Annotated in this window: 16 protein-coding genes; 6 read left to right on the forward strand and 10 right to left on the reverse strand. The window is 35.1% G+C overall.

All coding sequences use genetic code 11. The features are described 5' to 3' along the window. Positions 1 to 48: 48 nt before the first annotated feature. The 7 genes from H4J39_RS15420 to H4J39_RS15450 all read right to left on the reverse strand — a co-directional run bounded on the left by H4J39_RS15420 (position 49) and on the right by H4J39_RS15450 (position 12,616). Positions 49 to 1,377 (reverse strand): O-antigen ligase, encoded by a 1,329-nt coding sequence (locus tag H4J39_RS15420; RefSeq protein ID WP_182229279.1) that lies wholly within the window; start codon positions 1,375 to 1,377, stop codon positions 49 to 51. An 81-nt stretch (positions 1,378 to 1,458) separates the two neighbouring features. After that, a complete protein-coding gene (locus H4J39_RS15425; protein WP_182229280.1) occupies positions 1,459 to 5,556 on the reverse strand; it encodes a VCBS repeat-containing protein in 4,098 nt (1,365 codons plus the stop codon). Between the two features lie 45 nt (positions 5,557 to 5,601). Next, positions 5,602 to 6,681 carry a GNAT family N-acetyltransferase gene (locus H4J39_RS15430; protein ID WP_182229281.1) on the reverse strand — a complete coding sequence of 360 codons (1,080 nt, stop codon included), beginning with the start codon at positions 6,679 to 6,681 and terminating at the stop codon, positions 5,602 to 5,604. Between the two features lie 26 nt (positions 6,682 to 6,707). Then, complete coding sequence (locus tag H4J39_RS15435; protein ID WP_182229282.1) at positions 6,708 to 8,222, reverse strand: oligosaccharide flippase family protein; 1,515 nt, start codon at positions 8,220 to 8,222, stop codon at positions 6,708 to 6,710. A 922-nt stretch (positions 8,223 to 9,144) separates the two neighbouring features. After that, positions 9,145 to 10,191, reverse strand: a complete 1,047-nt coding sequence (locus tag H4J39_RS15440) for an acyltransferase (protein WP_182229283.1) — start codon at positions 10,189 to 10,191, stop codon at positions 9,145 to 9,147. 297 nt (positions 10,192 to 10,488) lie between these two features. Next, the gene (locus H4J39_RS15445) at positions 10,489 to 11,484 is read right to left on the reverse strand and encodes a glycosyltransferase family 2 protein (RefSeq protein WP_182229284.1); all 996 of its coding nucleotides are present in this window, start codon (positions 11,482 to 11,484) and stop codon (positions 10,489 to 10,491) included. 34 nt (positions 11,485 to 11,518) lie between these two features. Continuing rightward, positions 11,519 to 12,616 carry a glycosyltransferase family 4 protein gene (locus tag H4J39_RS15450; RefSeq protein WP_182229285.1) on the reverse strand — a complete coding sequence of 366 codons (1,098 nt, stop codon included), beginning with the start codon at positions 12,614 to 12,616 and terminating at the stop codon, positions 11,519 to 11,521. 121 nt (positions 12,617 to 12,737) lie between these two features. Here H4J39_RS15450 and H4J39_RS15455 point away from each other — a divergent pair, with 121 nt between their 5' ends. From H4J39_RS15455 to H4J39_RS15465, 3 genes are read left to right on the forward strand one after another with little or no spacing between them, the layout of a single operon-like run. Continuing rightward, positions 12,738 to 13,808 (forward strand): glycosyltransferase family 4 protein, encoded by a 1,071-nt coding sequence (locus H4J39_RS15455; protein WP_182229286.1) that lies wholly within the window; start codon positions 12,738 to 12,740, stop codon positions 13,806 to 13,808. Further along, positions 13,798 to 14,796, forward strand: a complete 999-nt coding sequence (locus tag H4J39_RS15460) for an endonuclease/exonuclease/phosphatase family protein (protein WP_182229287.1) — start codon at positions 13,798 to 13,800, stop codon at positions 14,794 to 14,796. Before H4J39_RS15455 ends, H4J39_RS15460 begins: the two co-directional genes overlap by 11 nt. Positions 14,797 to 14,803: 7 nt before the next feature. Then, entirely contained in the window at positions 14,804 to 16,348 is a 1,545-nt protein-coding gene (locus H4J39_RS15465) for a hypothetical protein (protein WP_182229288.1), read from the forward strand. Positions 16,349 to 16,386: 38 nt separating this feature from the next. Here H4J39_RS15465 and xrt read toward each other — a convergent pair whose 3' ends face one another. Then, complete coding sequence (gene xrt, locus H4J39_RS15470) at positions 16,387 to 17,781, reverse strand: exosortase (RefSeq protein WP_182229289.1); 1,395 nt, start codon at positions 17,779 to 17,781, stop codon at positions 16,387 to 16,389. A gap of 197 nt (positions 17,782 to 17,978) precedes the next feature. Here xrt and prsT (H4J39_RS15475) point away from each other — a divergent pair, with 197 nt between their 5' ends. The 3 genes from prsT (H4J39_RS15475) (at position 17,979) to H4J39_RS15485 (ending at position 24,686) form a co-directional block, all read left to right on the forward strand. After that, on the forward strand, positions 17,979 to 20,747 hold the full coding sequence (gene prsT / locus H4J39_RS15475; RefSeq protein WP_182229290.1) for an XrtA/PEP-CTERM system TPR-repeat protein PrsT: 2,769 nt from the start codon (positions 17,979 to 17,981) through the stop codon (positions 20,745 to 20,747). 99 nt (positions 20,748 to 20,846) lie between these two features. After that, on the forward strand, positions 20,847 to 23,606 hold the full coding sequence (gene prsT / locus H4J39_RS15480; RefSeq protein ID WP_182229291.1) for an XrtA/PEP-CTERM system TPR-repeat protein PrsT: 2,760 nt from the start codon (positions 20,847 to 20,849) through the stop codon (positions 23,604 to 23,606). A 228-nt stretch (positions 23,607 to 23,834) separates the two neighbouring features. After that, entirely contained in the window at positions 23,835 to 24,686 is an 852-nt protein-coding gene (locus tag H4J39_RS15485) for a PEP-CTERM sorting domain-containing protein (RefSeq protein WP_182229292.1), read from the forward strand. Between the two features lie 207 nt (positions 24,687 to 24,893). On the opposite strand, the gene H4J39_RS15490 is transcribed toward H4J39_RS15485, so the two are convergent. Further along, positions 24,894 to 25,787, reverse strand: a complete 894-nt coding sequence (locus H4J39_RS15490) for a ThiF family adenylyltransferase (RefSeq protein ID WP_182229293.1) — start codon at positions 25,785 to 25,787, stop codon at positions 24,894 to 24,896. 75 nt (positions 25,788 to 25,862) lie between these two features. After that, the gene (locus H4J39_RS15495; RefSeq protein WP_182229294.1) at positions 25,863 to 26,588 is read right to left on the reverse strand and encodes a PEP-CTERM/exosortase system-associated acyltransferase; all 726 of its coding nucleotides are present in this window, start codon (positions 26,586 to 26,588) and stop codon (positions 25,863 to 25,865) included. Between the last annotated feature and the right edge of the window lie 49 nt (positions 26,589 to 26,637).

Below are 26,637 nucleotides of genomic sequence, written 5' to 3' on the forward strand. Positions count from 1 at the left end.
TATATGTACGTCCTAATGTTATGGGAATATTTAGTGTAAAACTTGAGTTTACAGCCCTACCTTTAATGCCATATAAACAGCAATGATGATAACCCAGCAATAAGTCATTGATTTTATGATCATATCTTTACAAAATAAAGATTTTAACTCGGGTCGTAACTTCATTAGCCTGATGTGACTAGCTGTTAGCATGCCTAAGAATACAAATAATAATAAGGTAAACTGGCGGCTTAAAAAGAATGCGGTGATTATAAAACCGAGCATTGAAAAAAATAACGTTTGATTAATTTTCACTTCGGCAAAATAGTCAGTTTTAGTCTCTTCACTAATATTATCATCTGGCCATATTGAGAACTCTTTAATAACCCGGTAAGAAGCTAACATGGTTAAAATTATAACGCCTGCCCATAATGAATATCCCGGAATGCCCATTTCACCAGCAACATGTATATATGAGTTATGAGCAACTAATTCATGGTGATCCATAAAGTTTCCTTTACCCACACCGAATATAGGGTTATTAATTAGCATGAGTATACCTGAGTACCAAGCTTCTAATCGTCCATTTGCTGAAGACTCAGAAGAAGACATTCCGCCAAATTTAGTTAATAACGTCGCCAAAATAGGTGCCATAATTAGTCCGAATACGATTAATTTTGCGCCTGCTTTTTTTATGAAAAAGTAAAGGAAGATAACGCCAAGCGTTCCTAATAATGTTCCTCTTGAACCGGTCATCAATACGCCGTAACAGAACAAACCAAAAAATATGGGCATTAAAAGTTTGTAGAGTGCACCTTTCTCGCTATAGAAATAGCCTAAAAAAGCGAGGTTCATCACCAAAAACATACCAAGGTCATTAGGGTCGCCAAAAAAACCAAGATAGGTAATACGCATTTCAGCTCTTCCGACAGTTAAAGAGTCACCTATGCCGTAGCCAAATTTTCCATCAAAAGATTGTTGCTGTATATGGCCGTTGTAAACCATGATTAATGCGGCTGCTATACATATAAGCATGAGGATTTTTTGTCTCGAGATAGATGTGATCAAACTGCTATATAAAAAAAATGGAATAATAGAAGCGACAAAAAATTTATTAGCTTCAGTAATACCGTCCATGCCCCAGCCATTTAAAAATGCAGATATCATTATTAAAGGGGTGAAGCCTAGTAACATGTAGTGCTGCGGGAGGATTTTTATGGGGCGAAGTGAGGTTAATGTGAGTAAAAAAGCGAGAATAGCAAAGACTTTAATGACAACGTATTTGGAGGTTTCAATACTAAATTCATGAGGGCGAATAAATACAGCAATAGTATACAGAGCCAGAAAAAAGAACGCAAAAGAAGCATTTTTTTCTGCAGGAGGGAAGGTACGCGCCATAATTATATCCAAATCCGTATGTTATTTTTGTTTACGTTATACTGCTAAGAAAGTTAACTATATCATTATAACTGTTGCTTTTTAATCAGGCTTTTTACAACGTTGATTATCACTGTCTGTTGGCCAGCCTTGCCCAGGTAGCCAATTTTGTAATAAGCACCCATCTCTAAATACAACAAGTTCTTGATCAACAGCAATATTTAGATATTGGAAAACAGGGCCACCATGAGGGAATTCTATCACTAAATCAACCGATGATGCATTTCCTAAACCTGCATGCGCGATAAACCTTGCATCGGTTACATTATAATTACCATGATAGCGTGTCGCCAAAATTTGTTTAGTCTGTGACTCTTTAATAATAAACTTTGTATGATAACCATCGGTATTTTTATTTAACCCTCGAGCTCTTATTTTTAACCAATGATTTTCATTTGCATTATTTTTATATAAGCGTAACCCCTCTACATCACCAATACCGTCACTTAAGATAGCAACATCTAAAAAACCATCGTTATTCCAATCAGCAACATTTCCCCATGGTCTAAATACATCAACACCGGCGCCGCCATTTTTAATTAAGTTCTTAATTAGAGAAAAAGTACCATCACCATTATTTTTAAATAATCGAGGAGAATCGCTGTAACTTTGCGCCATGGTCATAAAATCAATGTAACCATCATTGTTAAAATCACCAGGGTATATACCTGCGTATGTGGTCCAGTATTTCGTATTTTTCAAGGAACCATCGGTCCATGTACCACCACCGGCTAAATCCGTTACATTGGTAAAGCTTCCATCGCCATTATTACGTTGTAATGATAGGTAAAATTCATTATCTTTATCTTTAGGTCCCCATTGACCACTACCAAATAATATATCGAAATCCCCATCATTGTCGTAGTCAAAAGACACCTGAAAATTACTGGTTGGGTTCCTACCACTGCGGCTAAAATCACGTTTTGCTTGTTGGAAGGCATAAACAAAGTTATCCAACGTTTGTGTTATAGGGTTATATCGCCAATATCCATAAGCTTCACCGCTAACAATATCCGGCCAGGAGTCACCATCTATATCAACGATCAAATATGATGATGACTTGTACCCTGGTTGGTATTTATTCGTCAACTTTGGGATAATGGTGGTATTAGATATTGGGTCGTAAATTCGCCTTTTCAGGTCGGTAACTGATGCAGATGTAAGCAACTCTAAACGACCATCACCATTTATATCGAGGGTTACACATCTATTTTTACCGCCTCGACAGCCCACAATTTCACTATTGTATACTGGAGGCATAGTGGTATTTACTGTCGGTGCAATAGGATAAATCACAGAATCACCCCCATCACTATCTGAACCGAAAAAATCAGGTAAACCATTTTTTTTACCTGTGATATTGGCAAAGATGTACCGGGATGAAATTCGGCCTTTGCCTTTTTGAGAATACTTTCCCAAAGCATTAGAGTAATAAGAAAATGAATTTTTACACTGACCATCTAAGACGTCGTGCAGCCACATTTGGCTATTACCTACATTGTCACTATGTGTGCCAACAAATAAATCGGAACAGCCGTCACCATTAACATCAGGCATGCCGATCCAAAAAGGTTGATGAGCAATAGGGCCATAACTTATGGCAACTTGTGTCATGTCTGAGAATGAAACGGCATCAGAATGAGACGCTATTTTTTTAGAGAATGGTTTTATTATTTTTTGCGATGACCTTAGTGCTTTTTTTGTTTGTTCATTGGTAAAATTAACAAGATTCGATGTATTTGTAGTTTTTTCTTTTTCTATCCATTGCCATGTTCTAATTGAATTGGATCTATGTTGCCAATTAAACAAACGGTGAACATTGGAAAAAACCTTGGCACAGTCTTCATGAGCCCAGCCTTTAATTAATTTATCAATTCGTGAGGATAGCTTTAATTGAACATTATAATCTGGTTCAAAATAATAAGCGGCCGCTAAAATAAGTACGGTTTCAATGTTATGGGTGTCTGAGTAGTAAGGCCAAAAGTCACCACTCGCTAAGGTTTTATCATCAGCCCATTTACTGGTGAAATAGACTAAATCAGTTTCTTGGGCTGATTTGTTACAGCTTTTGGTATGTGTTTGTTTGGTCTGGCTAAAAGCACTCTTAAGTTGATACCGACGATGTGTAGTACTATAACGTGTAGTAAAGCCATGTTCTTCTACCGCATTGCCCAACCGGCGTAAAATCTCAGGAATCTTTTCATGCTTTGTTATCCAATAGCTTTGCCATAAAAAATCAGCAATATTCTCACTCATCCAAGGTGAAAAAGCTCGGTCATTTGAATCGCCTAAAGGAACGCTTTTTTCATTATGGTTGCCTTCATGAACATCAAAACTATGTTCAAAGCCCCCTGTTTTAGGTATCCAGTTATTTGAAATATCCCATGGTTTTTCTGTTTGCTGCATATCTGACAGAGATTCAATTCGTTCATTTAAGTGTTGTAATATTTTTTTATCAGCGGTTATTTCAAATGCTGAAATTTCGGCTAACCCCGCCATACCTGCTCCACGCTCAGTAAAACCTTCATTTTCTTTATTATAAGGGTCACGGCTAGCGTATTGATTCCAACCTAAATCACTTTGTAGTGCCATATCTATAATTAATGAGTCGTCCCACTGGCTATTATCGCCTAATAATGCCCAAGCCAATTTTGCTTGTTGTGGAGCGATGTACTTTCCATCGGCACAAGCGACACCTTTCCATTGCCAGCACCCTCGTCCACCTGACTTTGCTGGTCTTACGTTATCCTTGCGAACTTTTGAAAAATAAAACTGTTTACTGATAAAGGCTTCTTTTAAGAACTCAACTCTTCCTGTTGTCATATAAACTTTGAAATAGGCGGAAGAACGATCAAACAACCAATTCACGCCGCTAGATTTATTGAAATTCAACTTACTAGACCATCGCTGAAATTGTGCTAATTGATATTTCTCAAAATCATCAGGTACTGCAGGAGATGGGGTGTAAGAAGGAATAAGTGCAGTTGTGGCTAAATAATGCTTGTCATGTAGGGCAAATATTCGAGGGTATGGCATATATGCCTTATCTTCTCCCGCTTTTGCCCAACCATTGTGATGAGGTTGCTCAGTTAGGTCTTTGCTGGTATCACGGCCAGTGTTGGTAATTGAAAGGGTTAGATTGCCAGAACGCATATCAATACCCTGTAATTGAAGAGTAATCGAGCGAATAGAATTATCTTGCCAGTGCCATAAAAGGCCCTTTTTTACAAAAAAAGCTTGCTCAATCCCATTCAGATAAATACTGATCTCATCGGTATTTTTAACCAAACCTTGCGCGATAGGAAGGCCAAAGGTAATAATTTCATTAGCGTGTGGGATAATGTTGTTATCTGCCGTTAATGTCATACTCGTATTCAATGTTTGTTTAGAACCTGAAATAGTCTGACTTGAAGTGGCTGTAATTTCGGCTGTTTTTCTGGGTGATTTATCCGCAATGATGATCTTTATGTTATTGGTTGAAACGGCACCGTCATTATCTGTAATCGATAATGAAAAGACTAAGCGTTCGTGGTTAGTGATATCCGGTGCGGTAAAAGAGGCTTCTTTATTATTTTGACCCACTATTGTGACAGGGTAACCTTTTAACTGTTGCCAATGGTAGCGACTTATTTTTCCATCAGAATCATAGCTATTAACGCCACTTAAGTTAACCTTAGTTCCAATAATGGCGGTAAAGTCTTCTAGAGTATGGGCAAAAGGAAAGACATTACGTGGAGAGGGAGAAATGATGACCTTGACGATACGGCTCGCGGCACTTGCTAAGTTATCTATAATCGTTAACTGAAATTCAAGTGTTGTGGGTATACCTACATGGGGAGCAACAAAGCTGATATTGCTTTCGCTAAGGGTATTTATCGTTACTGATTCGCCTGATAATTGTTTCCATAAAAAGCCCGTAATACTGCCATCGGGATCGGTACTTTTATCACCATAAAGAAAGGCTAACTCACCACTTGAGACAAATAGATCATCTCCGGTAACTGCAATAGGGGCTTTATTTGACATGACTTTTTTTATTGCAGGTTGAATTTCATCATGAGGTTCACAAGCGTTTAATAGCAGTAATGCGGCGATCAGAGCTAATTTTTGAGCTAAGCGCTTAAACTTTGATATTAACATGAGTTTGCTTTGTCCCTTTTCATTTTAAGGTATTGAAATGAGTAATCACCAGCGTAGCTTATGTTTAAGTTTCATCGCGAGTTGGCTTAAAAAATATTTAGGTTTGTTTTTAATGTATAGCAATGATTGCATGGGGATATTATCTCCTGCAAATTTTGCTTTATAGCTGTCTTTTAAGCTGCCCATCATAAAATCATAATATTGATGGGGGCAATGTTCTATTGACCAATAATGTAAATATAAACCGGGCGATAACTTTGCGTAATTCTCTTCGTCCCATCCACTTTGATAAAAATAATAGGTTGTCTCATCCACGAGGTAATAGTTGATTGCTATCGGAGCATCATTGACAAAAATCCCGCTCATCGCAACACTGTCTTTATTTTTCTCGATCAGTGATAAATGAAATTTATTAAATTCTTGTGAGAGGAAAGCGCCACTTTGACCACATTTATGCCATCTTTTTTGATGAAATTCTTTTAGGGCAGGCCAGTAACACTTAATTTCATCGTTTGAAAACCAGCGGACTTCGGCATTCAGTTGATTAAGCTGATTGTTGGAGCGCTTAATTCGAGAGCGAGTATTCTTTGATATAGTCTTTTTTTGCCAGGTTTCACGATTGACCAGATATCGACAGCAATGCCTAATCTGCAGATTTTCGGATAACATTTTTGCAATGTTAGCAATATGCGAATCTTTCAATATCGCGCTTACCACTAGAATATCAAAATCAATCTTAGTTATAGCATCAGCTATTTTAGGGTAGAGCTCATGATGATATTTTCCCTTAATATTAACATCTAAATATTCAGAGGCGACTTCTTTAATTTCAGGCTCACCTTGCCCTATAAGGTGGAGAGATTTTAAGAAAGGAAAACGTGTATACTTTTGCATATAAAAAGGGGCGATAGCAATTAACTTGTCGTTTTGATAAATGATAAAACAATGCAATTGCCATTGATCTTGCCAATAATTTTTATACCAAGTATTTAGCCACACGAATGAATTCATCAGTGGTTGATCGTTACGTTTTTGAATATCGTGATAAAGTGCTGACACCTCATCAAAAGAGCTGACTGTTGTAACTTTTACTTCTTTTACATCTACATCTAAGGCTGTCGTCATAGTCATATTGGCTTGGTTGCTATTAATCAGCTTGGCTTAATTTTTTTTTTGGGTTTTATTTTATCTACAAGCAGGATAAATATCATGCCTTTAAGTTTGGGAGTTAGTAATAATACCCAACAAATTAAGACAATAAATGGAAAAGCAGCTGTGGCCGATAATACAAGTTCTAACCAGGTATCTACGGCTAAGCTTTCTAATAGTGAAGAGCCAATAAAACCTAATGAATAAACAAGAAAAATTGACATCGCTAAGCGTTTATATACCTCACGTGTTTTGTAGTTATTATAGTGCTTGAAAAGAGTCATTTTCACAAAAACATTAAAGATTAAATTAGACAGTGAACCCGCCATAGCTAGGCCAATCAGGCCAAACTCTAAACCTAAATAAATAGCCATAGGAATATTGAAAAGCACAATGAAAAAGCTAATTAAAGACAACAGTTTATGGTTAGCCTGTGCCATTAAAATACTATTGGCGCTTGTGGTGAAACTCGAACAAAGTATCGAAAAAACGGAAAAATATAAAATATAGGTCGCATATTCAAATTCGTCACCTACCCATAAAATAATAAAAATTTTCCCAAACATTAATAAACAAGTGAACATTACACTGGTAATAAATATATTGATGGTGGTGGTTTGAATGAATATTTTTTCCATATCTTGTTTCTTTGCGGCCATTTTATTATAAACCGGACCAAAAACGCCGGTGATAGTTCCGACAAAAGCTTGGGCGTGCATAATTAAATTGGCAGCAATTTGTTGTATGGCAAGCGAGGATAAATCAAACAACCGTGTAATAATCATTGGCTCTGATTTTGAGCCAATGGTGAGTATAATACCATTGAGTACTAAATGCTTTGAATAGGCGAATAGTGCTTTTATTTCAACTATGCTCGCTAATTTTAGACTAAAAGACAGACTTGGAAATAGCCGTTTCGCATAAATTACTTTTAGTATATTGGTGATCACATCAGACGCTAACGTTGCTACCACAGCGCCCCATATATTTAAGTCAGCTATTAACCAAAACACCAATAAAGCTTTTACGATGGCATTTAATGACGATAAATTTGCGTCAATATCAAAGCGTAATAGACCAGAGAAAAAGCCATGAAAAGGGTTCATTAGAAACCCCCAAAATACTTTTACAGAAAGTACGAGTAATATTTGTACAAGGGTTAACTGATCAGGCCCAGTAATACCAAAAATAGCAGGGACTTGGGTCAAACTAATAAGAGCTAGTACTGACAAAAAGCCTAAAATGGCAAAAAGGACTAAACCTGTTGAAAAAACGACATTCACCCGGTGATTATCTTTAATCTCCAGTGCTTGAATTATTTGTCGTTGCACGGCTTGTGGAAAGCCTAAATCAACAACATTGAACCAGCCCATAATCGATAAAACTAATAGCCATAATCCATAGTCGCTGGTGCCTAATACGCTAATTAAATAAGGGGTGAGCATTAAAGAAGTGATAACAACAATAGCACGTTCAAGAAAAAGGAAAATAGAGCTGGTGAGTAATTGTTTTTTCATTGTGTGATATGCTTAGCTTTTACAAAGAGGTTATAATAATGAAATTAGGTCTTTAGTGACCTTTAATCATGTATCGAATCGTTAAGTAGGTTGTTTATAACATTTATTTCTGAACAAATCGTGTAAAAAGTGTATTTACTAGGGTAAAAATTGATATAGATTTATCGATGTTATACTGCCTTTATAACCCCCAAATTATTTATTACATATATATTCCTGTAAGTTGAAATCTTCACAATCAAAGTCAAAGTCAATAAAGTGTAAATGGAAAAATCATAATATTGCGTAGATATTGTTTCCCCAATATAAAAAATCAATTATTAGCAGGAAACTTAGCATCATTGTATTATGTTGATTTTCCAGTTGAAAGTGGCTCCGAGCAAGTTGTAAAAAAATTTAAAAATAAAATTCCTGTTAGATATTAATATATTGAGCAAGGTAGTTTATCCTTAGCTCGAAACAAGAGGATTGAACTATCATCGGCAGATGTCATAATTTTTTTTGATAATGATATGCTCTATTATTTCACTACTCTCTACTTATATTAAGTCACCAATATGGCGAATTAAAAAGTGTGGAATGCTCTACCGCATTATTTAAGGAAGACCATTCATTTGAAAGAGGTGTTAGTTCTTTAATATCATTGATTACTTCACATTTTAATGGGGATTGATTAGCCATGGTTAGCTGTGTTTTCTTATTTAATAACTTTCAAACATTTAATAATTTAATAATTTAAATGTTTGAAAGTTATTGATAATAACAACATGACCATAACTGCATTTCTGAGAAATATATTATAATATTCAAAACCAATACTACAGTACAATAATTAGAAAGATGTTGGATTATAATTTATAAATGACTAGTCTTAAATTTTCTTTTATATTATTTAGATTGAAGTGCCTGCGTTTCTAGTTGACTATGATTTTTGGTTTTTGATTTTGGTTCTTAATTTTTCAATGGGACTATCTACCCACTTGATAGTTATCAAAGATAGTAATATCAGAATCGCCAAAGTCATTAAAACAGATAGTAAATTTGTATTTCCTCGGAATACAGTTATTTTACCTAATATTAAGTAACTAGAAATCATGGCTGCCTGATAATGCAGTAAATAAAAAGGGTATGAAAAATCCCCAAGTTTTTTGTCTATGGTTTTAGACACAAAAGGTAAAAAGGGCTTTCCCATCGCTAAAGAAAGTACAAGTAAAAAACTAAAAAATAAACTGCAATAAAATAAAATTTCCATTGCCCATATTGGTAGACCTTTTGTAATTGTGATCGAAACAAATATTGCAATTGAAAGCATTGCCCCAAATAAATATAATGGGTAGTTAATCAATACTTGCGGTATTAATTTAGTTTTATTTTCTTTTACCATAAAGAAAATAAGCGCGCCTAATGAGAATGGTAACGACCCTGCAGGTATTGAAAAATATCTTGCATGCCAGAATAATCCCAACGCGTATGTGGCTACAATAAATAACACTGAAAGTGCTACCCAAACATATGTGCGGTATAGTGTTTTTGATACACCTAATGCGATAGCTGCATAAAAAAATAGCTCTACTGTTAGCGCCCAAGTGGCAGGAGATAATCTTGGTTCAATTTGATTTGGCATCCAATGAGGAAAAATTAGAGTTAAATTTGTTATTATAGAAAATACTGTATCTGGAACTGTCATGATAGCGTATTTACCGTTATCTGAATTACCAAATAAAGCGATCAACAATATTGTGATAATACAGGCTAGCCAATAACTTGGAAATAGTCGAAGAAACCTATTTTTTGCAAACTTTGTTTTTGAATTTAATGAGTAACCATAGTTTTTTTGCATAACATATGTCATTAAAAAACCACTTAAAATATAAAAGCCAAAAACAGCAAATCTACCAAACTCACCTACCCAAAATATATGGCCAACTACAACCATAAGAGCCCATATTGTTCTTAGTGTACCAAACATCTAATATCCTTCATGTTAAACTGCTCAGTTTGAAGATGTATTTGATTTTTAGCTCAAAAAATTATTATTTATAGTGAAATTTCTGTTTATAAATGACTTTTTTGAGCTATGTATAAAACACTACTTATTATTTAATAATAAATGAGCAACATTTTTATCAAAATCAAACTATGTTAAAAGTAACTATGTTATTTTATTATCAAATAACTTAATAGTTTTTTCTCCGGGTTTTACAGGATCCCAAACAGGTTTAATCATTGTGTATTATTAATATCTAATAAGAGTTTGTATAGGACGTTATATTTCTCTATTAGAGAAAAAATTAACAGAATCACCTACAGGATCTGTTAATGGATCCCAAACAGGTTTGAAAGTGGTTTTTATTTTTGCAAAAACGCGTGTTATTTGATTCGAAAGACTAATCGGAATATGCAACCAACGACAATATAAGAATACTCTTCTTCGAAAAACCCAATGATACATGGCTTGTTCAGCATAAAAATTATAGCCCCAACGTTGTTCGAATAATCGTGAAGCTTGCCAAGTAAGTGTTTTATTCCAACGAAAGAAAAAGAATTTCATATCGTCTAATTCCATTCTTGTGCCTAAGTTATCAAAAATGACAACAGAGTTAGGTTGAGAAAACACTTTGTAACCTAATTTTTTAAGTTGAATGGCAATATCGATATGTTCACGAATAACCATTTGTGGAAGTTCAATTTCTTGTAAAATTTTAGTATTAAACAGCACGCCATGTAGTTCAAACATTTCAGAAGGAACAACATTTTTAGGGATGTCTTCAGGCAATGCTCTTCTAAAGTGCTTTTCTTCAATTAGGTATTCACTGCCTTCTACGCTTAATATTTTTATTTCATTAGTAAATAAGTGGTTACGTAACGGGGCTCCGATATCAACACCTGCTTTTTCTAACGTTAGGGGGTTAACAATTGCTATATTAGCATCGGTTTCAGCAACCGCTAATAATGGAGATAACCAGCCTTCTGTAACATTAGAGTCATTATCTAAAAACATAACGTAAGGTGTCGTGATAGTATCTCGTACCCTGCGCATTGCTTCGATAGGAATTATTAGCCCCATTTCGATAAGTTCAGCATTCTCTTTACTTGCCAGTAACGCGACTAATTGCTGCTTTATTTTTTGAGGGTACTCGAGATCAAGCACTTTTAATAAAAAAGGTTCAGGGGTTAATTTATATAAATTTTCTATACATTCAATCACTCCGGAGTATCTATCTCGTGGCGTGATTACTACTGTTACTTTAACATCTTCCATTTTATGTCGCCCTACAGATGGTTATAATTGTTATTTACTTTACAACTTTGTTGAAAATTTCGATGTACTTATTGACCATATTGGTCAGAGAAAAATTTTCAGTTATACGTTTATAGGCGTTATCACCATACTGCACTCGTAATACTGTCGAGTTTATCAACAATGCTAACGCTTTTTCTAACTCTTGTGGTGCAGCAGGTGCCACCAATAAGCCGGTTTCACTTGATATTATTATTTCTTTTATACCGCCAACCGCTGTTGCAATGACAGGTTTTGCTTTTGCACCCGCTTCAACAAAAACCAAGCCAAAAGCCTCTTCTATTGAAGGTTGAATGAATATATCACATGCTTCTATCCAGTTTGGCGCGTTATTAATTTGTCCTAGAAAAGTAATGAACTGATTAATGTCGAGAGTGGTCGCTAGATCTATGAGTACTTTTTTCTCAGCAGGAGTGCCGTCACCAGCAATATACAAGTGGATATTAGGACTGTTTTTAACTACCCTTGCGAGAGCTCGAAGGGTGTCTTGATGGCCCTTGATCGCACCTAAATGGCCAATACTTAACAGTGCTATTTCGTTATCTGAAATACCTAATTTATTACGCGTACTCTTAATTGAATCTTCGTTGGGCTTTTCATTAATATGAGCACCGCCATGGACTACCGAGCATTTGTTTTTGGGTAACTGTAAATTGTTTGTCAGTAATGTCAGCCGATCATGTGAAACGGCAATATAAAATGATGCAAAAAATTTAATTAATTTATTGACCAGATTAGGTTGATACTTTGATAAATCCGAACGATGAAAAGTTGCCACAGTTTTGATACCACAGGTAAAACCGGCAATACTTGCGTACAGTTGGCTAAATTCACAATGTGCGTGGACAACATTAATATTGTTTTGTTTAATTATTTTTCTTATTTGAAAAACAAGCTGCCAGTTTATTCCAGGTGTTTTTTGTATTACGGTTAAATGTTGAATATTAACCCAGGGTTCAGGCGTTGAAAGACATAAAGGTACAACAAAATAGTCTTGTTCTCGTAAGCCTAAAACAGTATCAATAAATCGGGTTGTTCTACCGCCTTTTTCTAGACTTTGTACCACTTCCAATATTCGTAATTGCTCTGGCATTTTTGTGCAACTTCCTTGACTCGTATCATAATTTTTAAAAACGGCGTATCAAATGTTTTGAAACTCAATTATCATTTACTTACAAGCTTTAATATAACTCATTTGTTTTTAGAAGTTAACTATGAAAAAGGTGTTTGCAGTGATAAAAGTGGCTCATATTGTGGGTAGTTTACATATTGGTGGAGCCGAACGTTTTGTTATTGACTTATGTCACGTTCAAAAACGTTTAGGCACTAAACCAGCTGTTATTTCTTTAGGAAAACCTAATGAACCGCTAGTAACAGAATGTATTGTTAATAATATTCCTGTAGCAAGTTACGGAGGAGGGGGGGTATGGAAGTTATGGCGAGTATTTATTGTTTTATTGAAATTCGATGTCATTCATATTCACTCACCGCACGTATTACAATTTCTCAATCTGATTTTACCCTTTTTTAATAAAACTATTATTTACACTCGACATGGTGCTGCGCCATTGGTTAATGAAAAATGGGTGAAATTGCATCGTAAAGCTAAGCATTATATAAACTATATTACCTTTGTTTCTCAAGAAGGAATGGATAATTTTCAACAACAACATGCTTGGCATGATATTCCAAGTATAGTGATAGACAATGGTGTGTTGATCAGCCCTGTAAACAAGGTCAAATCGGGTGGTCATGTTTTGCGTATCGGCTCTGTTGGTAGAATGATCCCTCTAAAAAATCAAATAGGTCTATTAAAAGCAATAAATTTATTAAATAAACAGTCACAAAGTCTTGTAAACGTAAGTTTCTTTGGTGATGGCGAATGTGCTACGGCATTAAAAGTTTTTCATAAAGAAAATTTACCAGAATTGGATGTTAGTTTTAATGGCATGGTTAGTGACCGTGAACTCATATATTCTAGCTTCGATGTGTTAGTTGTTTGCTCTGAAACTGAAGGTCTTTCTATGGTAATTATTGAAGCAATGGCGAATAATATACCGGTTATTGCCACTAATGTTGGTGGTAACCCAAAATTAGTTATTAATGACAAAACAGGTTGGCTGTTTGAATATGATGACGATAAAAAATTGGCCAATATTATTCAAAGTATTATTGATGAACGAGATAGCATTCATGAGTTAGGAGAAGTGGCCTTTAGTTATATCAGTAAAAACTTTTCAATTGAAGCGTCAGCAAAAAAATATGCCAAGCTGTATGAAAAATAAAATCAAAAAATGGATAATAACGAATACTCGGCGCTTGATTTCGCCATACGTTATTTTTTGTAGCCTCGCCTGTATTCTTGTTACCCTACTACCTTGGTGGCCATCATTTGATAGCTTGATTCTACCTAAGTACCTATTATTGTTTGGGCCGCGTTGGTGGCTATTGGGTGTTGTTCTTTTTATTTTGATAGGTTGGTTCGTTCTGTCTAAAAGGCAAAAAATAACATTTTTTATTCTTATTTTACTTTCACTCAATTATCTGGATTTTCAATTACCACAATTTTTTCATGGTAATGCTGTAGGTAAAGAAATTAAAATTATAAGTGCTAACATCGGTGGTGGTGGCTCTAAAGAAGTTATACAGCTATTAGTTGCTAGTGAAGAACCTGATATATTACTTTTACAAGAAGCGTTGAAAATTAATTTAAATGAATTATTAGGAAAGAGTTATACAAGTGAATGTTTTTCAGGGCTTTGTATTGCGAGCAAATACGGCTTTGAAAATATTGCGGTTTTAGATCGAAAGCTTTTTGGTGGCTGGGGTCAGTTTGCACGTTTCTATAAAATAGATATTTCAGGTAAAGAGGTATTGTTAGCTAATATTCATTTAGAAACCCCTCGTTCTGCGCTAATGGGGGCTATTTATGGTTATTTTGATTTCGACTTAGCAAAACGCATTGAAAGCAATCGTGAATATGAAGCCAATTTACTAAAATCATGGTTGGATAATAAGTCTAACACCATCATTGCTGGCGATTTTAACATGCCTGAAGACGATAACCTTTTTCAGCGTAATTTTAGTGAATTAAATAATGCTATCGGTAAAAAAGGTATAGGCTTTAATTATACAAAGCATACTTCGTGGCATGGTGTACGGATTGATCATATTTTGTTTACAGACGATTTTCAAATAAATGATGTACAAACTATCGATTTTTTGAAAGGTGACCACAGGCCTGTTGTGGCGACATTAATTATGGGTGATTAATTACAAAATGAAAAAATTATATAATGTATTTGCATTGTTTTTAGTATTGTTTTCTTGGCTTACCTATGGAAATGTTGGTCAAGTATCATTTGATTTAAAATTTCCTATTAAGTCGAAAGATAAAAACATAACAATGTTAATCCCGATCCCTAATAATTTAATATCGTCGCAGAGCACAGTAAGGCTAACGTCTAATAAAGCACCATTGAATGCCGTTTACTCTATTTTGAATGCTTGGCCATCAGTTAAAGATACCAAATATATACGTTTGCTTCATGTTGAATTAGTGAATACTCAGAACACCTTAACCCAATTAACTTTGCATTGGGGCAATGAAAGTAATATTAGTAATAGTCGTCGTAAAACTAATATAAATTCATTCTTAAAAGGCAGTGTTGATGCACAAAATATGCGTTTAGTTTACCCATCGTCTAATTGGTTAGCTCGCAGTGTATTATTGCACCCAAAAAGTGAATACAGTGAGAATGATTGGTATCTAAAACCACAAGAAAAATATGCTAATTATGTTACCAATGTAGCGTTATTAACGCAGAATGGTTACCCGCCTGAAAAAGCATCTCAGTGGCTTTATGACCGACCACAAGCAATATATCAGCTCTTTATTATGACAGGTGATGAAAAGTGGTTGATAAAAGCTAGAGAAATTTCACAATTTTATGCAAACAGTATTGGTGACGATGGCGAGTCAAATTTAATTAAGCGTTTTGACCCAAAATTTATGATGCCTAAAGGTTTGCTATATCAGTATTTACTCAGTGGTGATTTAACAGCAAAAAACACATTGAAAAAATTATACGAAAGCTCATTAAATTGGGATGAAAGTTATAGTATCGGGCGTGGTTTTTGGACTGAGCGTAATCAAGCTGCAGCATTAAATACTGCTATTTCTTATTGGGAATTAACGAGTGACCCTAAAGCACTTGAACGTATTAATAATATTATTGATGCAACAGTAAAAATGACTTTTGATCCTGGAAATGAATGGTCATTACGCGGTTGCCCGCAGCATGGTTTTAAATCACATGAAGGGTGGGGAGATAACTCTCCTACATGTTCGCCGTGGATGATGGCTTTATTAGGGGATGCTCTATGGCGCTTTTATCAATTAACGAATGATAATAGGTCAGAAGCGCTATTAGATGTTTTTGGAGATTTTATTTTGAACTATGGATTATTTTATGGTGATAAAAGAGTCGACAATATTGTAATACCGAAATATATTGTTTCTATTGAAAACCCTGAGCAGGAAGAGCTTAATCAATGGACAAATCCACAACATGTTTGTGATGTTGCTGGGTTGATTGGAAAATCAGTATATGTAAAATATCAAAAAGGAACCGACGTTTTTTTAATGAAAACTCTCTTTTCTGCATTTCTTCAGCAATGCAAAAGTAGCTATACTCGGTTTCAAAATGACATCAATAAAAAGAGGGTCAAAGATTACTGGATTTTGAAACCACCGCGACGTTTTGCTTGGATGTATTCTACAACGAGTGATTTGCCATGGTTAGGACAAAAATATAGTTATTGATTTTCTCCCATATTATTAGCCTTATTATTTAGAGGTGTTCATAGATCTCTAATCAATGTTTGTATTTTTACTATTTTTTCAGCGCAATTATTTTCACAAGAGATAAAAAGCCAATGCAGTTTTGTATTGTTTATTCCAATGAGTGCATTTAACAACCTTTTTACTTTAAATTCAGTTGTATTTGTTGATGTTTGATCAGCTATTTCATATTTCACAAAAACAAGAGCTCTCTTGCTACCTCTATAAATTGTATAGATGAGCCAGTTATTCATTTCTGTTTGTGCTTCCAAACTCCAGCCTTCAGGAATTAAACTATTAGCGTAGAAGGTTGGCTTCCCATCTAAATCAGCTCCGTTAAAATTATAAATGGAATAGTTTATAGCTGGATGATTAGGTAATAACGTGTTTTTTACCGATGAATAATAAATGATATTAGGTTTGACTATATTCTCACTATTACTTGCCACTGTTTTAATGTCAGATGAAAGAAAGACATTAAGCGCAGTTGATGAAGTTACTATTAAAGCAATAAAACATAGTATTACCGTTTTATTGGGACTAACTTTATTAATATCAGCTTCATTCTCTTTGTGAGCAATAGAGCTCACTTCCGAAAGCTTATTCCCCCAAACAAAAAGTAATATCATAAACGGAACATATAAATACCAACCAAAAGTATTGTGATCTTCCATCAGGCTACTTTCCATATTGGTATACTCACCAATTAATATTAGTGCGGTAATTCTGATCCAATTGGTAAGTAATGCACCCAATATAGTTATCGTTAAAAATAACGCCGCACGCTTAGTATCTCTAATATTAAGAAAAATAAAGAGAGAACCAATGGCTAATGAAACGATCATGTATCTTAGGCCGCTACATCCATCTGCTATTTCAAAAACACCTGCGGGTATAGTAATCATCTCTGCTTCAACATAGGTTGGAACACCGGTGAAGCTCATCATGTAGGTTACGGCAGCTACAGATATGTTTTGTAATAAGGGTACAAGTACTCCCCAAAAAGGGAATATAAAAATTAGAAAGGCAGCAGGGAAAACAACATACCAGTTGAAACGATACACCATTGTTACACTGGTAATTGATACAGCTAAAAATGCTAACCAATACCCAATACTTATTTGCGCGTTACTGGTAATGAATAATAGGTAGCAACTGAGCAGCAACAATATGGTGGGAAGAACTGCAAATTTTTCTCTGAATCGTAGCTTGCCACTTTGGGCTAATTCGTAATATAGGTATAAGCTAATAAAAGGTATTAAAAAAGCGTGTGAATAGGTACCGTCATCAAAACCGTGTCGCCATAACGTGATTAAAATAGGGATATTTAAAGCACAAATAGTGGTAAAAAGTATTAATATACCAACGAAGGGTGCATTTATTTTTGGCTGTTCAAATAAGGTGTTTCTATTCATTGTTAATCGTTGATGTCCATATTTTTAATATCTAATACTACCGAGAATTACCTATTTGTGATACTTGTTTTTATTTATGAGGAGAAAAGCTTAATTAATATTGCCATTAGTTAATTTTACTAACAATTGTAAGAGGTTTGCTAAGTAGGTAGTATATTCATAAGTATAAAGGCTATGTAAACTCTTGAAGGGATTTAATGATGAAATGGTTAAGTATTATAGTTCGTTGCTGTGTATTGATGGTGGTTGTAAGTTGCAGCAAAAGTGAAACTGCCGAAACTCATCTCGATAATGCAAAAGTATACGTTGCTGAGCGTAAATTTGATGAAGGTATCATCGAATTAAAAAATGCGATTATGAAAGCACCTAAAAACAAGGAGGCTCGCTTTTTACTGGGTAGACTTTATTTGCAACAAGGGAGTGGCTTTGAAGCGACAAAAGAATTAGAAAAAGCGCATAAGTTAAAATATGCGAGTAGTAAAGTGATCCCTTTATTAGCAAGAGCTTACTTACTTACCAATGCTGACGAAGACGTTATAGCATTAAACGAACAAGCGCTTAAATTGCCATACGATGTAAAATCTCAATACTTGGCCTATAACATATTAGCCAATATTCGACTTCAAGATAATGATTCAGCAAAACTGTCTGAGCAGCTTGCTGAACAGTTATCTGTTGCTTCAACCTATTCCTACCTGGCCTCTGCCTATATTTTATTATTTGAAAATGAACTTGATGCTGCAAAAATCAAGGTTAATAAATCACTTGAGTTATTCCCAGAAAATCCAGAGTCAGTGATGTTGCTAGGCCAAATTAATACCGCTTTGGGTCTATATTCTGAGGTCAGTGAAAATTATCGTGAATATCTAAGAATTCAACCTAAATCAAGAGTTATTGTTTTACTTTTGGCCGATGCCGCATTAAAAGAAAATGACTATGAAAGTGCTGAAAAATACGCTGACTCTATTTTGAAAAGCTTGCCAAACCAACCCTTTGCACATTATGTAAAGTCTATAGTTAGGTTTGAGTCGCAAGACTATAAAAAAGCTAATATGCATGCCAAGCAAGCTGAGTTATTCGGTTTTAATTCATCTAAACTTAAGCTTGTTGCCGGCGCCAGTGCATATTATCTAGAAAACTTTGAGCAAAGCTACCATCATTTAAGCGCTATTGTTAAATATTTACCTGCAGAGCACCCTGCTCTGAAAATGTTTGCTATTAGTCAGCTTCAATTGGGTTTGATCGGCGATATTAACGAGACGCTAAATGACTTTACGGTGAGCAGTAAAGAGGATATCAAATTTCTTTCGACATTGAGCTTACAATTGGCTGAAATTGGCGCGGTTGACGACGCTAGACAACTTGCAGAAAAAGTAACGAGTAAGGATGCCGATAATGCAGAGGAAAATATAAGCACAGGTATTTTGAAGTTGATGTTAAATGATCCTTCAGGGATGACTAATTTGGAAAATGCCCTTTCACTTAAGCCTGATATGCTCTCAGCCGAACTTGCTTTAGTATCGGCTGCTTTACAGGTTAATGATTTTGACAAAGCGCTTGAAATCTCAAAAAAATGGCAAGACAAATATCCTGATAAACCCAGTACATTTAATGTTTTAGCGACTATATACTTAAAAAAAGGTGATCTAGATTTAGCCAAAATAAACTTAAACAAGAGTTTAGAGTTGTCAGCTAAGAATTATTTTGCCCTTTCAAATTTAATGAATATTGCTTTGAGAGAAGATGAATCAGCTGAAGCCATTCGTTTATCAGAGCTGGGTATTAGCCTTTTCCCTGAAAATGAAAAAATGCTGAAGCAATATTACATCGTTGCTAGAGCCGATATAAAAAGAAGAGCGCTTGCTACGTCAAAAATTAAAACTTTATTTGAATCAAACACTGAAAATTTAGCGTTTGGACTATTGTATGCAGAAGTTTTAATTGATCAAAATAACTATAAAGAAGCCTTAACGGTTATTGATTCATTTGAAACGTCAATACACTCTCCAAATAAGCTATGGCAATTAAATGTTGTTGCTCATAGAAATATTAATGAAGGGCGTGGGTTGTTTACTGTTCTGGAGCAATGGACTAAAGCTAATCCGTATGCTTTAGAGCCTATTATATTAATTTTAGATCAACATATGCGAAAGAAAGAAGTGGATTCGGCTATCGATATTGTTGATAAAGCGCTTGGGGGGCATCAAAAAAATAATATGATGTTAAAAGCGGCAAAGATGCAAATATTCCTTGATAACGGCATGCTAAAAGAGGCTAAACTTTTTTATCCTGAATTTTCAAAGAGTGATATTAATAATAAAGTTGTTGAAGGGGTTAGCGGTCGAATTTTTCTTCTAGAAAAAAATTACTCAAAGGCTATTCCACTTTTGAAAGGTTTTTATGAAAGCTTTCCTTCAAGCAATAATGTTATTTATCTTGCTATAGCGCAAAAAAATATTAAGCCGGGAAATGAAGCAATATCTACACTAGAAGACTATCTTGAGAAAAATACAACAGATAACAAGGTGCGCTCTCTATTAGCTAATTATTATCTTGAAAAACAACAAGACAAAGCGATTCCCCTTTATGAAAAAATGTTATTAGAAAGACCTGATGATATTGTTTTTCTGAACAATCTAGCCTGGTTAACCCTTGAAAGTAATAATATAGAGTCGGCATTAAAATACTCTGCTAAAGCTGTTAATTTAGCGCCTAAGCATCCTAGTGTACTTGACACCCGTGGAATGATTTTGTTCAAAGCAGGCGAGAAAGAGAATGCCTTAACCGCATTGATAAGTGCCTATCAATTATCAAATGGTCATGATGTGGATATTTCGCTTAACTACGCAGAGGTGCTTATTGCTAATAACAAAAATAAGGAAGCACTTTTTGTCTTAAAACGCATAAAGACTAAAACATTAAAACAAAAGCAAAGAGCAAAATCTTTAACTTCATTGGCTAATTAAAATACCATGTCTCACTGACAATATTTTATGTCAGTTTGAGTATTCATTATTTAAAAGCGAAAACTGGATGTTTCTACAATAAAAAATTAAGGAATTTATATGTATATTAATACTAAGTCGAAATTAGCTGTTCAAGCATTATTGTTAACAACAATACTCTTGGGGTGTGGCGATAACAAAACATCAGCTGAATATATAAAAGAAGCAAGAACTGCGCTTAATGATGGTAAAAGTAGTGAAGCGATAATCAATTTAAAGAATGTTTTAAAAACTGAAAAAAATAATGCTGAAGTCCGGTTTTTACTTGGTTCAATATACGCTCAACAAGGCTTATGGATAGAAGCTGAGAAAGAATTATCACGAGCAAAAGAATATGGGTATGTGCAAGAAGAGCTATTTTTACTGCTAGCAAAGGCCCATTATAATATGAGCGACTCAGCAGCAGTAAAAGACTTACTTGTTTACAGTGGAGAATTTAGTGATAAAACAACTACCGCTGTAAAAGCTTTTTTGGCTATGGCATATTTGAAAGAGAATGATCTTCCCCGTGGAAAAATAGCGCTTGCTGACTTATTAGCAACAGACTTTGTTTCTAAGTACATCTTATTAGGCCAAGCATTACAACTTGGGTCTGAAGACAAGCTAGAAGAAGCGCTTGCGGCTATAGATGATCTGTTAGTCAGTAATCCTGGTTTTACAGAGGCACTTGAGTATCAAGGGTATCTGCTTTATACCGCGCAAAGAGCAGAAGAGTCGGCGCAATCTTTTAGTTTATATCTTAACATTCACCCACAAGCTGAACAAATTCGCTTACGTTATATGATGTCATTGGTTAGTGCTGCAAAATTTGAAGAAGCCGAAGAACAAGCCGATATACTTATAGCGATTTATCCAAAAAACCCACTGGTTAATCAGGTAAAAGCGCAAAATAGATTAATTGAAGGTGATTTTTTAGGTGCTAAGCAATTTTCAGAATTAGCGCTTAGAAGTAAAGCAGACCTTTTGGGTTCAATAATTATTGCGGGTTATAGCTCTTATAAATTAGGCCAACAAGAAATGGCTTACAGCCATTTAAGTAAAGTGCGAGACAGATTGTCTTTGCAACATCCAGCTCGGAGATTACTTAGCGCGATCAGTTTAGAGCTGGGGTATATCGACGAATCTTATGAGGATATAAAAAATGCCCCTAACGATGATCTAGATATTGCTTTTTTATCGCTATCTTCTAGTCAATTATTTAAACAGGGCGATCTAGAAAAAGCAGGTTATTTACTTGATAAAGCGCAAGAGATGGAACCCTTTAGTGGGCAGTTAGCCTATCAAAAAGGGGTGCTTAAAATGGCAGTAAACGACCCTGAATCTATCGGTTTTTTTGAACAAGCTATACAAAGTAACCCTGAGTTTGAGCAAGCAATTTCTCTTCTTGTTATGGAGCATTTAAAACAAAAACGTTTTGATGATGCGCTAAAAGTTGCCCGCTCTGCTGTAGACAATAATATTGTATTGTCTAAAACTTTAGAGGGTGTAACGTATAAAATGAAAGGAGACCTTATACTTGCAGAGCAGGCATTTAACGAAGTATTGAAGCATGATCAAAAAAATATTCTTGCTCTGTTTAATTTAGGTAATATCGCGGAAAGTAACGACAATATAACCGTCGCAGTAACGTTATATCAACAAGTTCTCATGATCGATAATGAAAATACTTCAGCAATAAATGCAATGTATCGTATCGGAAAAAATGACAAGTACAATGCGCTGGTTAATGAGCGACTTACTGAATTAGTTGAAATAAAAGAGTACTCTGCTAGTGAAACGCTTATTCTTGTTGGCTTTTATATGCGCGATAATAAAGTCGTACCCGCTAAATCAGTTTTAACTAAATCTCTTGAAAAAAATCCTGATGACTTTTCTTTACGTATTGTACAAGCAAAGATGTTGGCGTTTGAGGGGGAAGGGGAATTAGCACTGGAAAAATTGGATCAAATCCTCCTTTCATTTCCTAAAGCCTTAGAAGCAAGAAAACTTAAAGTTGCCATATTTAATGGGAAAAAACAAAGCTTTGATACGGTAAAAGAACAGGAAATTATTGTTAAGCAAGGGCTAGGTGGGGAAAATGAAAGATTAAATTTAGTCTTTTTATATATTCAAAATAACAATTTAGAAAAAGCTAGCCAATTATTTTCTACACTACCTGATTTGTCGAATATTTCTCCTAAGTACAGTGTAGTAAAGGGAAAGCTTGCTTTTATGGAAGCAAATTTTACACAAGCAATTCGCTATTTAAAACCTGCATATGAGCGAGTACCTTCAGCACCCATTTTAATTGATCTCGTAGATGCGATGCAGAAATCAAACCAAGAAAAAGAAGCTTTGGCGTTAATTGTTGCATTTGAAGAAAATCATGAACTAACTATTGAGTTAATGCTTAAAAAAGCTGAACTTTACACCTTAAAAGAGCCAGAAAAGGCGTTGGCAATATATGAGCGTATAGCCAAAAAAACTAACAATCATTTTGCAATGTTGAATAACATTGCTTATATACTACTGTTACAAAACGATCTTCCTAGCGCATTCGACTATGCAAAAAAGGCATTATCTAAAGCGCCGAATGTTCCGGCGGTTATTAATACCTATGGACTTATAGCGTTGGCGAAAAGTAATGTGCCAGAAGCCGTTGAATATCTTTCAAAAGCTTATAAAGCAGATATAAATAATCAGAACTATCTGGTTCATTATATTCAGGCCTTATTTGCTGATAAGCAATATAGCTTGGTGGATTCATTAGTTCTCAAAGTTGACAAAAAAATGCTCAGTAGTGACTCGTTGGCAAGATTAGCAACAGTAAGCTCGAGCTAAATAAAAGTATTATTATAAAAAGTAAATTGAGTGAATATACTGTTGTCAGGTTTTTTTACATTAGCTTAAGCTTGAAGTTTCACTTGTTGTTTAAAGGTATGTATATCAACAGCTTAATATTGTGGCACGATGTCTGCATTACTCATTGTGTCTATACAATATTGATTTTTAGTTACCGCAAACGAGTTAACTGAAATACAACACTTTCTAATTTAAATGGAGAATACAATGAGAAAATTTTTAACATCAGTTGCTATATTAGCTAGTTTGTCAGGTACTGCAGTTGCTGACCAAATTTCATGGGATGCTGGTTTTGGTGCTAGCACTCAAAGTGGCGTTCAAGTTCCTGCTATAAACGAAATGGTATTCGCTTATAATTCACAATCTTTAGTTACTGATAACGGTGATGGTGTATTAAGCATTGGCGATACTATACAGTCATACGGTGGCTTTGGCGCTAATGGCTTTAATTTACTTCCTACTCCTTTATCAGCTCTAGGCTTGGGTACTATTGGTAACAATAACATTGGTAGTTTCGTACCTAACCCATTTCCGACAATGGATGCTTACGGAAGTGACTACGTGTTTACCTTCTTTTTCAATGACTTAATGGGTACATTTAACGGTACTGATTTCGTATATAATGCAGGTACGTTACAGTTTGGTGTTATGTCTTTTAATGCTGTTAATACAGGTTTAACTGCCGGTTTTCATAACTTATTTGACTTGAACGTTAGTACTGGCGGCCCTCAAAATGTTGCTGGTCAAGCTAAGCAAGTATTTACAGGTACAGTAGATAACTTTGCTAACAATGCTGGTTCAGATTTTTCACTTCGTGACAAAACTATGGACGAGTGGGCAGCTTTAGGTAATATTCGCTGGTCAACAAACCAAACAGTTTCTGCTGGTTTTGCTGGATTCCCTTCTGCACCGCTAGATATCGTATTTGAAAATGGTGTAGCTGTTCTTGCAGCAAACCACACTGGACGTTTAAGTATTGATGTTCCAGAGCCTACAACTCTTGCAATTTTAGGTTTAGGTTTATTAGGTTTTGCTGGCGCACGTCGTCGCAACTCTTAATCGAAAGCTTATAGCCTAAACGCTTAGCTTAATAAAAAACCGCCAATTGGCGGTTTTTTTATGTCTGGCTTTTATTGTTTTTTCTCGGTTCATAACGTCTTAACTTACCAATATATGTATTTTTGAATAAGGTTATAGCACTAGTATTAGCATGAGCGCTTAACTTAATAAAAAACCGCCAATTGGCGGTTTATTCATTGCTGGCTTTTATTGTTTTTTCTCGGCTAATAATTTCTTAACTCGCCAAAACATGTATTTTTGAATAGGGTTTTTATTGCCCCAAGGTCGCCAAGTTTTAATCAACTTATTTCTATAAGCGTCAAAGTGCATACCGTGAGGAGCATGAATCACTTCACCACGTTTTAATAATATCTTTAAAACATTAGTACAGAGTGTACCTGCTGCTAAGGATATACCCATACAGGTTGACGGAACTTTCTTTTTAAGGAAGTTTACAGAAGAGCTATCAACTAAATAATGACGTTGCTGCACAGAAGGTGACACGCCAATAACAAACCGAATAATATTGTCATTAAATATGAGCGCTTTTTCTTCTTCAGTGGCATTTGCTGCGGCATCAACAATGGCAAAGTATTCGTCGAAAGACATTTTTCCTGGTATGAATACTAAAAAAGCAGTGCCCATGCCCATTGGTGCTGCAGTAATGGCTGGTATACCTTTTTCATAACAACGACGGAAGACCTTACGTCTGATTTCTAAAACAAAAATGTCTAAGCTATCAACGTAAATATCGACACCTTCTAAAAATTCATCAAGGTTTTCTTCATTGATACCTGAGTCGAAGTTCTTTATGGTTGCTTCAGGATTAATACCTCTAATAGTTTCTTCCATAACCGCTGCTTTAGGAAGGCCTATCGTTGACATATTAGCACCAGCTTGGCGATTGAAGTTGGCGACATCATAATCATCTAGATCTGATATATGGAAGTTGCCAATACCCAAACGGGCTAAAACTATTGTATGGTCTCCACCAACGCCGCCTAAACCACCAATAGCAACCTTAGTATTTCTAAGTTTTTGTTGTTCTTCTTTCGTTACCCAGCCAATATTTCGCGAGAATGCTTCTTCATAGTTAAACATGAGGATCCTTTTATACTCATTAATTGAAATTATGCCAATTTACATCTTAGTCATAAAGTTGCTATGGATATGATCTTAAAACTGGCTACGAATATCTTTTTTTATTTCTTTATATAAATCTTTAAGGTCACTTCTTAAGTTTTCTAAAAATATTTCAGGACTAATATAATAAGGGGCACGTAAACCGTGGTATTGAATCGGGTCACCAATTTGCAAAAATTTGATCCCCACAAGTTTCATGCTGCGAGCTAAACGTGGTTCCATCATAACAAAAGCGTGCTTTATACCTTTTTCGATCATTAAGATACACGCTATCATATACAAGCCAATAGCTATAAATGGGAAGGAACGTAACTCTGATTCTGAATAGTTAGTTTCACCAATAGTTGAGCCACTGAAACGTCTAAAATCAGCCATAACCGCTAAGCGAGAAACCTCACAGATTTCTGCACGATTAAACATTTGCGGGTTAAAATCTTTACTTTGAATGACATCATTACATAATTTTTCTATTGGCAATAGTTCGTTAGCACAGTTTGAGTGTATTATGCGTACACAACCGGTGTACTTGTCTGATGGCTTATGCTGAATTAAAGCAAGAGTTGAACGTGGGTCAAACTCATCCAGTTCCATGTGATCATCTTTTGGATTTTCAAAGGCTAATTCATTACAATAAACGTTATGGCGAATTTTAAAAACTTCTCGACGAAGATCTTCGGTTGAAGCGTATTGTGGTTTGAGAAACTGAGTAAATAGCTTTATATCTACTTCAGGGTTAATATCTAGAGCCATTGTATTCATGACATAAATCTTTTTTAGGAGTAAAAATAAACGCTTCCCAATAGTTTGT

It is taken from the genome of Colwellia sp. Bg11-12, from assembly GCF_014076955.1.
Classification (GTDB): Bacteria; Pseudomonadota; Gammaproteobacteria; order Enterobacterales; family Alteromonadaceae; genus Colwellia_A.

Excerpts from the sequence above, each read along its gene's own strand:
- H4J39_RS15420 (WP_182229279.1), bottom strand. The coding sequence starts at position 1,377 with ATGGCGCGTACCTTCCCTCCTGCAGAAAAAAATGCTTCTTTTGCGTTC.
- H4J39_RS15425 (WP_182229280.1), bottom strand. The coding sequence starts at position 5,556 with ATGTTAATATCAAAGTTTAAGCGCTTAGCTCAAAAATTAGCTCTGATC.
- H4J39_RS15430 (WP_182229281.1), bottom strand. The coding sequence starts at position 6,681 with ATGACGACAGCCTTAGATGTAGATGTAAAAGAAGTAAAAGTTACAACA.
- H4J39_RS15435 (WP_182229282.1), bottom strand. The coding sequence starts at position 8,222 with ATGAAAAAACAATTACTCACCAGCTCTATTTTCCTTTTTCTTGAACGT.
- H4J39_RS15440 (WP_182229283.1), bottom strand. The coding sequence starts at position 10,191 with ATGTTTGGTACACTAAGAACAATATGGGCTCTTATGGTTGTAGTTGGC.
- H4J39_RS15445 (WP_182229284.1), bottom strand. The coding sequence starts at position 11,484 with ATGGAAGATGTTAAAGTAACAGTAGTAATCACGCCACGAGATAGATAC.
- H4J39_RS15450 (WP_182229285.1), bottom strand. The coding sequence starts at position 12,616 with ATGCCAGAGCAATTACGAATATTGGAAGTGGTACAAAGTCTAGAAAAA.
- H4J39_RS15455 (WP_182229286.1), top strand. The coding sequence starts at position 12,738 with ATGAAAAAGGTGTTTGCAGTGATAAAAGTGGCTCATATTGTGGGTAGT.
- H4J39_RS15460 (WP_182229287.1), top strand. The coding sequence starts at position 13,798 with ATGAAAAATAAAATCAAAAAATGGATAATAACGAATACTCGGCGCTTG.
- H4J39_RS15465 (WP_182229288.1), top strand. The coding sequence starts at position 14,804 with ATGAAAAAATTATATAATGTATTTGCATTGTTTTTAGTATTGTTTTCT.
- xrt (WP_182229289.1), bottom strand. The coding sequence starts at position 17,781 with ATGAATAGAAACACCTTATTTGAACAGCCAAAAATAAATGCACCCTTC.
- prsT (WP_182229290.1), top strand. The coding sequence starts at position 17,979 with ATGATGAAATGGTTAAGTATTATAGTTCGTTGCTGTGTATTGATGGTG.
- prsT (WP_182229291.1), top strand. The coding sequence starts at position 20,847 with ATGTATATTAATACTAAGTCGAAATTAGCTGTTCAAGCATTATTGTTA.
- H4J39_RS15485 (WP_182229292.1), top strand. The coding sequence starts at position 23,835 with ATGAGAAAATTTTTAACATCAGTTGCTATATTAGCTAGTTTGTCAGGT.
- H4J39_RS15490 (WP_182229293.1), bottom strand. The coding sequence starts at position 25,787 with ATGTTTAACTATGAAGAAGCATTCTCGCGAAATATTGGCTGGGTAACG.
- H4J39_RS15495 (WP_182229294.1), bottom strand. The coding sequence starts at position 26,588 with ATGAATACAATGGCTCTAGATATTAACCCTGAAGTAGATATAAAGCTA.